Genomic DNA, 13,634 nt, shown 5'->3' on the forward strand with positions numbered 1-13,634 from the left:
AATATCAGAAGTTTTACTTCGAATTCAGCAACTCCCGCCCTGGCCAATTGCCAGGGCTTTTTTGTTTTTGCCATAAATGCGTGCTCTCAGGCAACCCGAAACCTAGGGGACGCATCTGAATAATCGAGCGCGCGAAGCTTAGCGGCTCAATGCCAGCGCAAGTTGAATATTTTTTTCAACACGCTACATCCTAACAATCAAATGGTAAGAGTCCACAAAGCATAGCTTACTGAAAATATATTGCAACAGTACCTTGCTTTACAAAGTACCTGCTTTACTTTTGTTCTGTTCAAAGCATAGTAGCTGAGCTTAGCGTGTACCAAAGATGGCCCGCTACCCAACTGCTTCCACCTCACTCACCGGAGTAAGGGCCGCCGAGCAACTCCCCTTCCAGCGGAACCGCGGCCGCTGGATGACCTGAGCCGCTCCCCTGCCCGCCTCCACTCTCACCTCTGCACCATGAAAAGTTTCGTCACTCGTCCCACTCGTTCCCGCTTTGGTCGCGCCCTGCGTGGGTGGGCATTCGCTTCGCTGCTGCTGCCTTTGGGTGCCATGGCCCAAACTACAGGACCGGGCCGCGTGAGCGGCAGCCTGCTGGAAGCCAGCAATGGCAAAGCCGTTCCATTCTCCGATGTTCTCTTCCTGCGCGCCGCCGACTCCACGTTTGTGGCCGTGGCGCAAACCACCGAGCAGGGCACGTTTCAGGCCACTTCGCTCCCGCTGGGCACCTACCTGATGCGGGTGCAAGACCTGAACTACCAGGCCCTGCGTCGCCGCTTTACCCTGACGGAGGCCGCGCCCAACCTCAGCTTTATGGGCCTGCAAATGACCGCCGCCTCGGCTACCAAGCTAGGCGAAGTGGTGGTAACGGGCCAGAAAGCCACCGTGGTGGAAGAGCTGGGCAAGCGCGTGATAAACGTGGAAAAAGACCTGGGCAGCATCGGCGGCACGGCGGCCAACGTGCTGCAAAACGTGCCCTCGGTGAACGTGGATGTAAACGGTACGGTCACGATGCGCGGCTCCTCCACCCTCACCATTCTCATTGACGGCAAGCCTGCTGGCACGGGCAACGGCGGCGGCGCGGGCGGCCCGCGCCTCGACCAGATTCCGGCTTCGCGCATTGCGCAGGTCGAAGTCATCACCAACCCCTCGGCGAAGTACGACGCCTCGGGCGGCGGCGGGGTCATCAACCTCATTACCAAAAAAGAGACCCGGAATGGCACCAACGGCACCGCTGCCTTCAACCTGGGCACGAAGGACAAGTACAGCGGCAGCCTGAACCTGACCCGCAAGGTGGGCAAGGCCACCTGGACGGCGGGCTACGACGGCCGCGACGTGACCTACGGCAGCCGCGGACGCTCGCAGCAGACCGCCTTCCTCGGCACCGCCGACAACCCCCAAACGGTGCGCACCACCCAAGTGGGCGTGGGCCGCGAAATTCACCGTAACCAGGAGCTGGAAGCGGGTGTGCAGCTGGAATTACCCAAAGACCAGCACCTTAGCTTCAGCGCCTCGGCGGGCACGGAGCGGAACCTAGAGGGCGAAAGCCAGGACCTGACCCAGCAAACCAACAGCGGCGCCGTGCAGCGCGCCCGCGGCCGGCAGGACCTCGACGTGAGCGTGAGCGTGATGCAATACGGTGGCGACTACCGCCGCACCTGGGCCGCGCACAAGGGCCGCGAGCTCTCGGCTAACCTCGGCGGGGTGCGCATTGATGCCACTGTGCCGGTGGTGCAGCGCCAGTACGTGGAGGCCGGCTCGGGGCAGGTAGCGCAGCCCGGCACGCGGCAGCAGCTGGACGTGGTGGCCAACATCCAGTTCAGCAAAATTGACTACACGCACCCCTTCGCCGAAGGCAAAGGCCGCCTGGAGATGGGCGCAAAGTTTGAACGCCAGTCGAATGCCGGCTCCAATAAATTCGGCTATGCCAACAGCGAAACCGCACCCAATAGCTTTCAGGACGACCCCGCCCGCTCCCTCACCTACACATTTGAGCAGCTGGTGCCCGCCGGCTACGTGACCGTGCAGCGGCCCCTGGGCCCCAAGTGGAACGCCCAGGTGGGCCTGCGCTCGGAATACACCCGCATCAGCGGCAGCGTGGAAGGCGGCGCGGGCATCGCCCAGCGCGGCAGCCTCGACCAGGACTACCTCAACTTCTTCCCTTCGGCCAACATTAACCGGGAGTTTGGCAAGGAGCCCGGCCAGAACCGCCTGCAACTGAGCTACGCCCGCCGCCTGAACCGGCCCAATTTCATGCAGCAGATGCCGCTGGCCATTTACCAGGACCCGCGCAGCTACCGCCTTGGCAACCCGCGCCTGCAGGCCGAATTCAGCCACAATATGGAGCTGGGCCACCAGCTGAGCCTGGGCGCGGCTACGCTCACCAGCACGGTCTTCGCCCGCATCACCACCAATTCCATTCAGCGCCTGCGCTTCATCGACACAACGGCCACCCGCCTGGCGGGCCCCGGCGCCGGCCTCGTAACAGCCGAGACGTACAACAACCTGGGTACTACCACCAACATCGGCGCCGAGTTCAGCCTCAACCAGCCCCTGGCCAAGTGGTGGCGCCTGAACGCCAGCACCAGCCTCTACCGCGCCCAGATTGCGGCAAATGCCTTTGGCAGCAACCGCCAGGCCCTGGTGGGCACCGTGCGCCTGAACAACAACTTCACCATCCGTCCCACCCTGGAAATGCAGTTGAGCGGCAACCTGCGCTCTGCCTCGCTCACGGCCCAGGGCCGGCAGCTGGCCCAGGGGCAGGTAGACGTGGCCCTGCGCCAGCGCCTGTTCTCGGACCGCGCCGCCCTCACGCTCCGCGTTTCCGACCTATTTAACACCCTCAACTACCGCAGCGAAGTGGAAACCGATGCCCTGCGCAGCTACCGCTACAGCAAGGACGAAAGCCGCGTGGGCTGGCTGGGTTTCACCTGGTACATCGGCGCCAGCAAGGCCAAGCCGGGCCGCATCGAGGCCGCGCCCCAAGGCGGTGGCGGCTTCGGCGGCTGATTTTAATTTTTGTTTGCCACCCCGCTTTTCTCGTCTTCCTTTCTGCAAACAGCCCCGTCGCCGGTTATTCCGGCGGCGGGGTTTGTGTTTTTGAGTGAGCAAGGGTGAGTGGGGAGCGTGCGGGCGAAACTGGCTGCAGTTTAGCGCGCAGCGCGTAACTGCGAGCCGCTGGTGGGGCGAGTTTTTAACTCGCCGCGTGCGCCAAGCCGGGTGGCTTGGCAAGATGGTCTAACTTTTTGTTCGGGTATCGTACAACGACTTTACCACCCCAATTTCAGCGTTGCTGAAATGTCCCCTCCTTAAAAAAGGAGGGGAGTTTGCCGTTCGGCTGGCCGCTTACCTTTGCACCCGTCATGCAGAAACCCAGTATCCCGAAAGGCACCCGCGACTTTGGCCCGGCCCAGGTGGCGCGCCGCCAGCACATTTTCAACGTCATTCGCCGCACGTTTGAGTCGTTCGGCTTTGCGCCGCTTGAGACGCCTACGCTCGAAAACCTCTCCGTGCTGACGGGCAAGTACGGTGATGAGGGCGACCAGCTGCTATTTAAAGTATTGAACTCCGGCGACTTCGCCAAAGATGTAACAGGCGCTGATTTGGAAATCGGTAGCAAGGCCCTGCTGCCCAAGGTAGCCGAAAAAGGCCTGCGCTACGACCTCACCGTGCCTTTTGCCCGGTACGTGGCCATGAACCGCGGCACGCTCACCTTTCCCTTCAAGCGCTACCAGATGCAGCCCGTGTGGCGCGCCGACCGCCCCCAGCGCGGCCGCTACCGCGAGTTTTACCAGTGCGACGCCGACGTGGTGGGCACCGACTCGCTGCTTTGCGAAGCCGAAATCGTGCTGATGATGGCCCAGGTACTGAACGGCCTGGGGCTCGACGATTTCACCATCAAAATCAACCACCGCGGCGTGCTGCGCAACATTTACCAGGCGCTGGGCGGCGAAGGCCGGGAGTCGGATTTGTTTGTGGCCATTGATAAGCTCGACAAGATTGGGCGCGACGGCGTGACCAAAGAGCTGCTAGAGCGCGGTTTTGCCAATGCCACCGTCGAAACGCTGTTTGAGTTGCTGACCGTGGCGGGCAGCTACGAAGAGAAGCTGGAACGCCTGGTGGCGGGCTTCGTGACGGCCGGCGTGGAGCCCGACGGTCCCCGCCCCGATGGTGCCGACGAGGAAGCCGCCGCCAGCTACCGCGGCTTGGCCGAGCTGGCCACGGTGCGCGACTTGCTCGTAGCCTCCGGCTTCAAACAGTTCGACCGGCTGGAGTTTGACCCCACCCTGGCGCGGGGCCTCTCCTACTACACCGGTTGCATTTTTGAAGTTAAAATCAACAACGTGCTGATGGGCAGCGTGAGCGGCGGCGGGCGCTACGACAACCTCACGGGCAGCTTCGGGCTGCCGGGTGTGTCGGGCGTGGGCTTCTCCTTTGGCGTGGACCGCCTCTACGACTGCCTGGAGGCGCTGGACCTGTTCACGGCCACGGCCGAAACGCCCACCCGCTGCCTCATCACGCACTTCGACGCGGCCAGCGGCCGGGCGGCATTGCCGCTGCTGGCGCAGCTGCGCGCCGCCGGCATCCCCAGCGAGCTGTACCCGGACGTGAGCAAGCTACAGAAGCAGTTCAAGTACGCCGATGCCAAGGGCATTCCGCTGGTCATCGTGCTGGGGCCGGAAGAGCTGGCGGCCGGCTTGGCCAAGATTAAAATCATGGCCTCGGGCACAGAGCGCGTGCTGCCGCTGGCCGAAGTAGTGACGGCCCTGACGGCAGAGTAGCCCCCGAACGACAAACTCCCCTCCTTTTTTAAGGAGGGGACATTTCAGCAACGCTGAAATTGGGGTGGTAAAGTCGTTGCACGATGGCTGAACGACCTCACCTGAATTCGTTCGCCCATCTTTTCACGACTGCCTCACCCCCATTTTCACTGCGCGAAAACTCCCCTCCTGAAAAAGGAGGGGAGTTTTTTCGTTCTTTGCCCACCCGCTTCACCCCCACCCCCTCGAATGCCCACCCATACTATTTCGCCTGCCCAGCCCCTCACCTTGGCGGCGCTGGCTGCCCTGCTGGCTGATGGCCGGCCCGTGGCGCTCGGCGACGATGCCAAAGCGCGCATCGCGGCCTGCCACCACTATCTGCACCAGCGCCTCTCCCACAATAATGGCCCGGTTTACGGCATCAACACCGGGTTTGGCTCGCTCTGCAACGTGAGCATTCCGTTTGAGGCCCGTGCCCAGCTGCAAATCAACCTGATGATGTCGCACGCCTGCGGCACCGGCGCTGAAGTGCCCGGCAACCTCGTGCGCCTCATGCTTTTCCTCAAAGCCCAAAGCCTGAGCTACGGCCACAGCGGCGTGCAAACTGCCACCGCCGAACGGCTGGTGGCCATGTACAACCGCGAAATGCTGCCCGTGGTGTACGAGCAGGGCTCCCTGGGCGCCAGCGGCGACCTGGCCCCGCTCGCGCACCTGTGCCTGCCGCTGCTGGGCCTGGGCGAAGTCAACTACCAGGGCTACCGGCTGAGTGCGGCCGACGCCATGAGCCTGTTCAGCTGGACACCGCTTGCGCTGCAGGCCAAGGAAGGATTGGCCCTGCTCAATGGCACGCAATTTATGCTGGCCTACGCGGTGGACGGCGTGCTGCGCGCCCAGCGCCTGGCCAACGCCGCTGATGTAATTGGGGCACTCTCGACGGAGGCATTCGGGGGCTGCGCCGACCCGTTTAGCGAAAACCTGCACCGCATCCGGCCCCACGCCGGGCAGGTGCTGGTGGCCCGGCGCCTGCGCGAGCTGCTGTCCGGCTCCGAGCTGCAGACCCAACCCCGGCTGGCCGTGCAGGACCCGTATTCCTTCCGCTGCCAGCCCCAGGTGCACGGAGCCTCGCGCGACGCCTTGGCCTACGTGGCCCAGGTGGTGGAAACCGAGTGCAATTCCGTGACCGACAACCCCAACATTTTCCCCGACGACGACCAGATTCTGAGCGGCGGCAACTTCCACGGCCAGCCCCTGGCCCTGGCCCTCGACCACCTGGCCGTGGCCGTGGCCGAGCTGGGCAGCATTTCGGAGCGACGGACCTACCAGCTTATTTCCGGCCAGCGCGGCCTCCCCCAGTACCTGGTGGCCGAGCCCGGCCTTAACTCCGGCCTCATGATTCCGCAGTACACGGCCGCCAGCATCGTGAGCCAGAACAAGCAGCTGTGCACGCCCGCCTCGGTGGATAGCATTGTGAGCAGCAACGGCCAGGAGGACCACGTGAGCATGGGCGCCAACGCCGCCACCAAGGCCCGCCGCGTAGTTGAAAACGTGGAACAGGTGCTGGCCATCGAACTGATGACGGCCGTGCAGGCGTTGGCCTTTCGGCGGCCAGGACGCACCTCGGCCGCGCTGGAAAAGATAGTAGAAGCCTTTGGCCAGGAAGTAAAATTTGTGGGCCAGGACCGAGTACTGTACCCGGATTTACATAAAGCCGCGGCCTTCGTCCGTAAGTTTGACTGGCAATAAAAGCTTGGGGCTGGCGTAGAAGCAGCCGGGACAATGGCTGCCCGCCGGCCACCAGTCCACTGTGATAACTGGTCAAGAACAGAAGAGCCGGAGCCGTGTTTGAACTGGTGTTTATGAAGGTAATGAACCGTTGTCTGTTGCTTTTCTGCCTGTGGCTGGGAGCTGGCTTGGCCGGAGCGCGGGCTCAAACCACCTGCGCGTCGCCCAATCAGCCCACATGTACCTTCACGGCCATCGATGTTGCTACCAACCAGCCGGTTAATGCCTTTTGCGTGGGCCAGTCGGTGCGGTTTGAGCAATGCCCTGGCCGCAACATTCCCCCTTCCCTGCTTTTTTACGGGGTGCTGCCCGGTTCAGGCACTACGTTTTTCCCCTCCTGCATTCCACCTAACCCGTTTACTTACCAATACACGCCCACCCGGGCCGAAGTGGGTGAAGTGACGGTTTCGGAGCTGGCCAATGCCGTAGGGGTGGGCTCGGCGCCTTCCACGTACTACGTGCGCACGTTCCGGGTATATGATAATGCCCCGCCCGCTTTCACTGTGGTGCCCTGTCCCAGCAATTCGGCCCTGGTTACCGTCACCGATGCGGTGTACGATAGCTACACGGTGCGCGTGGGCAGCGGCCTGGCCCAGCCCATTGCCCGCAATCAGCCCACGGTGGTGAGCGTGCCCGCCGGCGCAACGGCCGTTACGGTGATGGGGCAGTACTCGGGCACGGGCGTCTGCACGGGCGAGGCCACTCAAACCATCGCCCCGCTCCTGCCGCCCCAGGTTCCGGTGTTGTCGCGGCTGAGCCTGCAAGGGCCGCTCCCCGGCGGCACGGCCACGCTCACGCTGGGCCAGCTGCCAGCGGGCTACCGCTACACCTTGCAGCGCGCCGACGGCAGCGCACCCGGCGGCTTCCGTGATGTGGCCCCGGTGCCGGCCAACAGCACCAGCTTCACCCTGACAAACGCCGGGGCCGGCTGCTACCGCCTGCGCCGCTCCGACCCGTGCGAGGTGGCGGTTGCGTTTTCGCCGCTCCTTTGCACCCTCAGCCTCACGGGCACTTCCACCCAGAACCGCAACCAACTACTGCTCAGCGATGCCGGCACCGCCAGGGCGTACAGCGTTACCCGCAACAATGCGCCCCTGGGGGCATTCACCGTGGTAGTGGGAGGCCTGGAAGACCCGAATGTGGAGTGCGGCACCACGTACACTTACCGCGTAACGGCCACCCAGCCGGGCGGCGGCACTTCGGTCTCCAACGAAGTATCCATCACCACCCAATCGACCCTGCCGCCGGCCCAGCCCCAGCTGCTGGCCAGCTTCAACCTGCGCAATGTGGTGGAGCTTACTCCGCTTCTGGCCAATGGCCCGGTGCTCGCGCCCGGCAGCAGCCTGCGCTACCGCCGCACGGCGGCGGGGCAGCTGCCCACCAACTTTCGCACCGCCAGCAGCAGCGGGGTGCAGCGCGACTCCACGGCTTTTGCGGAGTTACTCGCCCAAACCCCGTGCTACTCGGTGCGCCTGCTGGACGTGTGCGGCAACGCCTCGCCCGAGAGCCTGGCGGCCTGCCCGGCGCTACTCACCGCTACCGCAGCCGACCCCACCGGCACCACCACCTCCCTGACCTGGACGGCCTTCAGCGGGCCCTCGGCCACGGCGCCCGCGGTTTATACCATTCAGCGCCTTCTCCCCGATGGCACCGTACTCAGCAGCGTTCCCGTGACGGGCAACAGCTTCACCGACCTCACGCCGCCCACCGAACGGCAGGTGCTGCGCTACCGTTTGCAGATTAGCGGGGCCGGGCTGCCACCGGGCACGTTCAGCTACTCGAATGTGGCCATCGTGGTGCGGCAGCCGGCCGTGACCCTGCCCACGGCTTTCACACCCAATGGCGACGGCCTCAACGACGTGCTGGAAGTGAAAGGCCGGTACCTGCAGAACTACACTTTTCTGGTAGTGGACCGCAACGGGCAAGTGGTATTCCGCAGCACCCAGCGCGCCGAAACCTGGGACGGCACCATTAAAGGACGCGCGCCGGTACCGGGCACCTACGCCTGGCGTTTTCAGCAGCAAAACGAAGACGGCAACCCGTTTACAGCCACCGGCTCGGTCTCAATACTTAAATAATTCGGTGGATTACACAACCTGGGGGCGCTGCGGCCGGTAAACCAACTGCGGCTGCTGGGCAACCTGGGAGCTTGTTCTGAGCACTTTCCCACCCTTCCCGTGTTATACCCCTACCGATTCTCACCACCTGACATTCGACCTTAATTATTATGGCATTCGACATCACCGGCATGATGGGCAAAGTGAAAGAGCTGCAGGATAAAATGCAGCAGGCCCAGCAGGAAATTCAGCACATTACCGCCACCGGCGAATCGGGCGGCGGCCTGGTGCGCGCCACGGCCAGCGGCCACCGCAAGCTCATCAAGCTCGAAATTGACGAATCACTGCTCACGCCACAGGACCGCGAAATGCTGGCCGATTTGGTAGTGGCCGCTGTGAACAAGGCCCTGGACGAAGCCGCCGAGCTGGCCCGCCAGGAGCTGCAGCGCAAAACCAGCGGCCTGATGCCCAACGTACCGGGCCTCGACCTGAGCGGCTTTGGAGTCTAGCGCGGGGCGAGCCGGCGCCTGCGCCGATGTTGCCATTGTGATTCTGAACTGGAACGGGGCTCATTTTCTGCGCCGCTTCCTGCCCGGCGTGCTCACCCACGCCGATGGCGCCCGCGTAATCGTGGCCGATAACGCTTCCACCGACGATTCGGTGGAGCTGCTGGCGCGGGAGTTTCCCTCGGTTGAGTTGTTGCTGCTTGACCGCAATTTTGGCTTTTGCGAAGGCTACAATCAAGCCCTGGCCCAGATCGATAGCGCGTTCTATGTCCTGCTCAATTCCGATGTGGAAGTGACCCTGGGCTGGCTGCGTCCGCTACGGAGCCTGCTGGAAGCCAGCCCGCGCATCGCGGCGGTGCAGCCCAAAATCCTGGCCCACGCCGACCCTACGTATTTTGAGTACGCCGGCGCTGGCGGCGGCTACCTCGACCGCCTCGCGTACCCCTTTTGCCGCGGCCGCTTTTTCGATACACTGGAAAAAGACCAGGGCCAGTACGACGACTCCCGGCCCGTGGCGTGGGCTAGCGGCGCGTGCTTCATGGTCCGCAAAACGGCGTGGCGCGCCCTGGGCGGACTGGAACCCGCCTTTTTTGCCCACATGGAGGAAATCGACTTTTGCTGGCGCCTATGGAATGCCGGCCACGAAGTGTGGTACCACGGCATCAGCGCGGTGCACCACGTAGGCGGCGGCACCCTCCCCAAAACCAACCCCCGAAAAACCTACCTCAACTTCCGCAACGGCCTGGCCATGTTGTACAAGAATGCGGCCCCGAGCGAGTTATTAGCCAGCATGTTCCAGCGGCTGGTGTTGGACGGCGTGGCAGGCATCCGTTTTCTACTTGGTGGGCAATTTGCTGATTTTTGGGCCGTGTTGCGGGCGCATTTCAGTTTTTACGGCAAGTTTGGCTATTGGCAGCAGCAGCGCCGCGCCGCCCGCCCACGGCTGACGGTGGCAGCGCGGCCAGGCGTTTACGACGGCAGCCTGGTCTGGGCTTATTTTGCAAAAGGCAGGCGGAAATTCAGCGAGCTGGGGCTCAGGTAAGGAATAGTGATGGGCCTGTGAACGAGGTAGAGACGAAACCTGAGAATTGCTCCAAACGAATTTCCCATAAGAAAGCCCCGGCTCACTCCTGAGTCGGGGCTTTCTTATGGGAACAGGCGCTACTGATGTGCAACGTCGGGACGCAGTTGCGAAAATCGTTTACAAGTCCCACACCGTGCTGCGCTGCTGGCGCATGGCGCGGCGTACGTTCATCCAAAAAGCTCCCGCGAAATAGAGCACAACGGGGGAGCCAAAAGTGAAGAAGGAAGCATAGACAAAGGAGAGCCGGACGCTCCGGGTGCTAAACCCCCACTTCTGAGCGAGGGTGGAGCACAAGCCAAAAGACTGCGTTTCGAGGTAGTCGGTGAAGCGTTTCATGGGCGGTAGCGGCTAACGGAAAACGAATAGTCTGTGCTAAGATAAGGCCTGAACCAAGGCAAGGCAAGTGTCCTATCGTAATTTCGCCAGCTGGGGTCCGACTATTTTGGGGACTTTTACGTTGGTAGGGGTGGTTTTCGTTCTTCTGAGTTGCGCTTTTTGATGATAAATTTTTCGCGGCCCTTCGCCCATAGTCTCTTATTTACCACCTTGTTGCTTTCGGCGTGCGCCCTGCCGCGGGTGCTGAAGCAGGCCGAAACCGGCCGCACGGTAACGGCCCGCCCCACGCCGCTCATGGCCTCGGGCGAGTCGGTGCCGTTTGAGGTGATAGCCAAGGTACCGGCCCAGCACCTGCACAAAGGCATAGCATATGAGCTGCTGCTACGCTACCGCTACGAGCACGGCTTGCGCGAGGACACGCTGGGCCGCATCACGTTCACCTCGGGCAACTACGTGTACGACGACGAGAAGAAAGGCCAGCTCGTTGCCATCCAAAAATTCATTATTCCCAACACGCCCGGCCGCAACCCCGGCGAGCTGCTGGCCCACGCCCAAGTGCGGGAATTGAAAAAGAACGGCCGCGTGCTGCGGGCCACGGACGATGTACGCGTAGCCCGCGGCATTGCCGACCCCGCCCGCCTCGTGACCCGCGAAGACACCGTGCTCACCTTCCTGCCCGAGCGGGCCAACAACACCATGAGCGGCACCCGCGTGCTGCCCTTCTTCTTCGATGAAAACCAGTGGTTTATCCGCGGTTACCTGGGCACCAACGTGCAGGCGCTGGAAGACCTGATTGACGCCAACCAGGAAACCAAGCAGGTCCTCATCATCGCCGGCCACTCGCCCGATTCCCTGGACGCGCACAACCGCCTGCTGGCCAGCAAGCGCGTGCGCATGCTGCTGTACTACTACAAGCAGCGCGTCAAAAATTTCTCTTATCTCAATCGGGTTGAGGAGATTAAGTTCGATACATTGGCTCACACGCGCAAGTGGGACACGTTCCTGGGCAAGGTGATGACCTCGGCGCTCAAACCCGAACAGATGGACTCCGTCGTGACCATCATCAACGACACCAAGGGCACGTTTGAGCAGAAAGAAAAGGCCTTGCACCGCCTCACCTTTTTCGATTATCTGGAGCAGTACATCTACCCGGTGCTGCGTTTTGGCACCGTGGCCGTCACGTACTCCGCGCCCAAGCGCTTCGATTCGGAAGTGTACCTGCTGTCGAAAAAAATTATGGATAAGCAGGTGGAAGCCGATGCCCTGACGCCGGAGGAGCTGCGCTATTCCGCTACGCTCACGCCGCTGCTGGCCGAAAAGCAGCGTATTTACGAAACGGCAGCGGCCAACACCAATAGCTGGGAAGCCTTCCACAACCTGGGCGTGGTCCTCCTGCAACGCGCCGAAAAGGAGCCCACCGACAAAATTCGCAAGGCCTATTACCGCCGTGCCGGCGTCAATTTCACGCTGGCGGCCCACCGCAACCCCACGGCGGAATTCTTCTACCACGCCGCCACGGCCTACCACCGGGCCGGCGACCGCCTCGAAGCCCTGCAGAACTACGATTACGCCATCAAACTCGGCGGTGAGCGCCCTTTGCTGCGTAAGATTTTCTCGGACCGCGCAGCGCTCGAAATCGAAGTCGGACAACCCGACGAAGCCCTGCGCAGCCTGGAATATGCCGGCCCCTCCTACCAGAACGCCCTCAACCGCGGCCTGATTCTGGTGGGCCGGGAGGGCTACGAATCGGCCCTGGAGCAATACCGCTACGCCCAGCAGCTACGGCCCACCGCCGCCGCGCCCGTCTACGGCATGGCCGTGGTAGCGGCCCGCCAAAAAGACGAGGCTGCCCTGGGCCAATTGCTGAAACAGGCCGTGGCGCTCGACCGCACCTACGCCCAGCGCGCCGTGGAAGACCTGGAGTTTCAGGATTATGCGCAGGGCACCGTATTCCGCGACGCGCTGCGGTAGGGTTATCAGGGTAGGAGGAAGTAGGAAATAGTAGGAACGTAACCCCCCCCACTCCCGTCCCCTCCTACCTCCCAACCCTGGACTTGCCCAACGCCCGCGCTTGTCGTAGCTTTGCCCAACGGCTCAAAACCGCTGTTTACCTAAAGAATACCATGCGTCAAATTCAATTTCGTGAGGCCTTGCGCGAGGCCCTGTCCGAGGAAATGCGCCGCGACCCGCGCGTGTTCCTGATGGGCGAAGAGGTGGCCGAATACAACGGCGCCTACAAAGTGAGCCAAGGAATGCTCGACGAGTTCGGGCCGGAGCGCGTGATAGACACGCCGATTGCCGAGCTGGGTTTTGCGGGCATTGGCGTGGGCGCCGCGGCCAACGGCCTGATTCCGGTCATCGAATTCATGACCTTCAACTTCTCGTTGGTTGCCATCGACCAGGTCATCAACTCGGCAGCCAAGATATATTCGATGTCTGGCGGCCAGTACTCCTGCCCCATCGTGTTCCGCGGCCCTACCGGCAACGCGGGCATGCTCAGCAGCCAGCACTCGCAGAACTTCGAAAGCTGGTACGCCAACTGTCCCGGTTTGAAAGTGGTAGTGCCCAGCAACCCCTACGACGCCAAAGGCCTGCTCAAAGCCGCCATCCGCGACCCCGACCCGGTGATTTTTATGGAGTCGGAACTGATGTACGGCGACAAAGGCGAAGTGCCCGAAGAAGAATACCTTCTTGAAATCGGCAAGGCCAACGTGGTGCGCGAAGGCAAGCACGTGACCCTGGTGAGCTTCGGCAAGATGATGAAAATAGCGTACGCCGCCGCCGACGAGCTGGCCAAGGAAGGCATCGAAGCCGAAGTAATCGACCTGCGCTCGGTGCGGCCGATTGACTACGACACGATGATTGCCTCTGTGAAGAAAACCAACCGCATGGTGGTTATCGAGGAAGCCTGGCCCCTGGCCAGCATCTCGGGCGAGCTGGCCTACATCGTGCAGCGCCGCGCCTTCGATTTCCTCGATGCGCCCGTTATCCGCATCAACTGCGCCGACGTGCCCCTGCCCTACGCGCCCACGCTTATCGAAGCCTCGCTGCCCAACGTGGCCCGCGTGGTGAAAGCGGTGAAGGAAGTGACCTACGCTAAGATGTAAGT

At 62.4% G+C, this 13,634-nt stretch carries 9 protein-coding genes; 8 read left to right on the forward strand and 1 reads right to left on the reverse strand.

From position 1 onward, the window contains the following. Window positions 1-459 precede the first annotated feature (459 nt). The 6 genes from BEN47_RS05125 to BEN47_RS05150 all read left to right on the forward strand — a co-directional run bounded on the left by BEN47_RS05125 (window position 460) and on the right by BEN47_RS05150 (window position 10,147). A complete protein-coding gene (locus BEN47_RS05125; protein ID WP_083322132.1) occupies window positions 460-3,009 on the forward strand; it encodes a TonB-dependent receptor domain-containing protein in 2,550 nt (849 codons plus the stop codon). Window positions 3,010-3,362: 353 nt separating this feature from the next. After that, window positions 3,363-4,781: a histidine--tRNA ligase gene (hisS, locus tag BEN47_RS05130; RefSeq protein WP_070725750.1), complete on the forward strand. Its 1,419-nt coding sequence runs from the start codon at window positions 3,363-3,365 to the stop codon at window positions 4,779-4,781. 228 nt (window positions 4,782-5,009) lie between these two features. Then, window positions 5,010-6,503: a histidine ammonia-lyase gene (gene hutH, locus BEN47_RS05135; protein ID WP_070725753.1), complete on the forward strand. Its 1,494-nt coding sequence runs from the start codon at window positions 5,010-5,012 to the stop codon at window positions 6,501-6,503. Window positions 6,504-6,625: 122 nt separating this feature from the next. Then, the gene (locus BEN47_RS05140; RefSeq protein ID WP_158010857.1) at window positions 6,626-8,620 is read left to right on the forward strand and encodes a T9SS type B sorting domain-containing protein; all 1,995 of its coding nucleotides are present in this window, start codon (window positions 6,626-6,628) and stop codon (window positions 8,618-8,620) included. Between the two features lie 149 nt (window positions 8,621-8,769). Then, the gene (locus BEN47_RS05145; RefSeq protein WP_070725757.1) at window positions 8,770-9,108 is read left to right on the forward strand and encodes a YbaB/EbfC family nucleoid-associated protein; all 339 of its coding nucleotides are present in this window, start codon (window positions 8,770-8,772) and stop codon (window positions 9,106-9,108) included. Continuing rightward, on the forward strand, window positions 9,098-10,147 hold the full coding sequence (locus tag BEN47_RS05150; protein ID WP_239691503.1) for a glycosyltransferase family 2 protein: 1,050 nt from the start codon (window positions 9,098-9,100) through the stop codon (window positions 10,145-10,147). The genes BEN47_RS05145 and BEN47_RS05150 overlap by 11 nt, the downstream gene beginning before the upstream one ends. Before the next feature lie 159 nt (window positions 10,148-10,306). Here BEN47_RS05150 and BEN47_RS05155 read toward each other — a convergent pair whose 3' ends face one another. After that, window positions 10,307-10,525 carry a PspC domain-containing protein gene (locus tag BEN47_RS05155; protein WP_070725759.1) on the reverse strand — a complete coding sequence of 73 codons (219 nt, stop codon included), beginning with the start codon at window positions 10,523-10,525 and terminating at the stop codon, window positions 10,307-10,309. 162 nt (window positions 10,526-10,687) lie between these two features. On the opposite strand from BEN47_RS05155, the gene BEN47_RS05160 reads away from it, so the two are divergent. Continuing rightward, complete coding sequence (locus BEN47_RS05160; RefSeq protein WP_125921507.1) at window positions 10,688-12,496, forward strand: tetratricopeptide repeat protein; 1,809 nt, start codon at window positions 10,688-10,690, stop codon at window positions 12,494-12,496. A gap of 83 nt (window positions 12,497-12,579) precedes the next feature. After that, window positions 12,580-13,632, forward strand: a complete 1,053-nt coding sequence (locus BEN47_RS05165) for a pyruvate dehydrogenase complex E1 component subunit beta (protein ID WP_262490379.1) — start codon at window positions 12,580-12,582, stop codon at window positions 13,630-13,632. Window positions 13,633-13,634 lie beyond the last annotated feature (2 nt).

This window comes from Hymenobacter lapidarius (assembly GCF_001816145.1).
In the GTDB taxonomy this organism is placed as follows: domain Bacteria; phylum Bacteroidota; class Bacteroidia; order Cytophagales; family Hymenobacteraceae; genus Hymenobacter; species Hymenobacter lapidarius.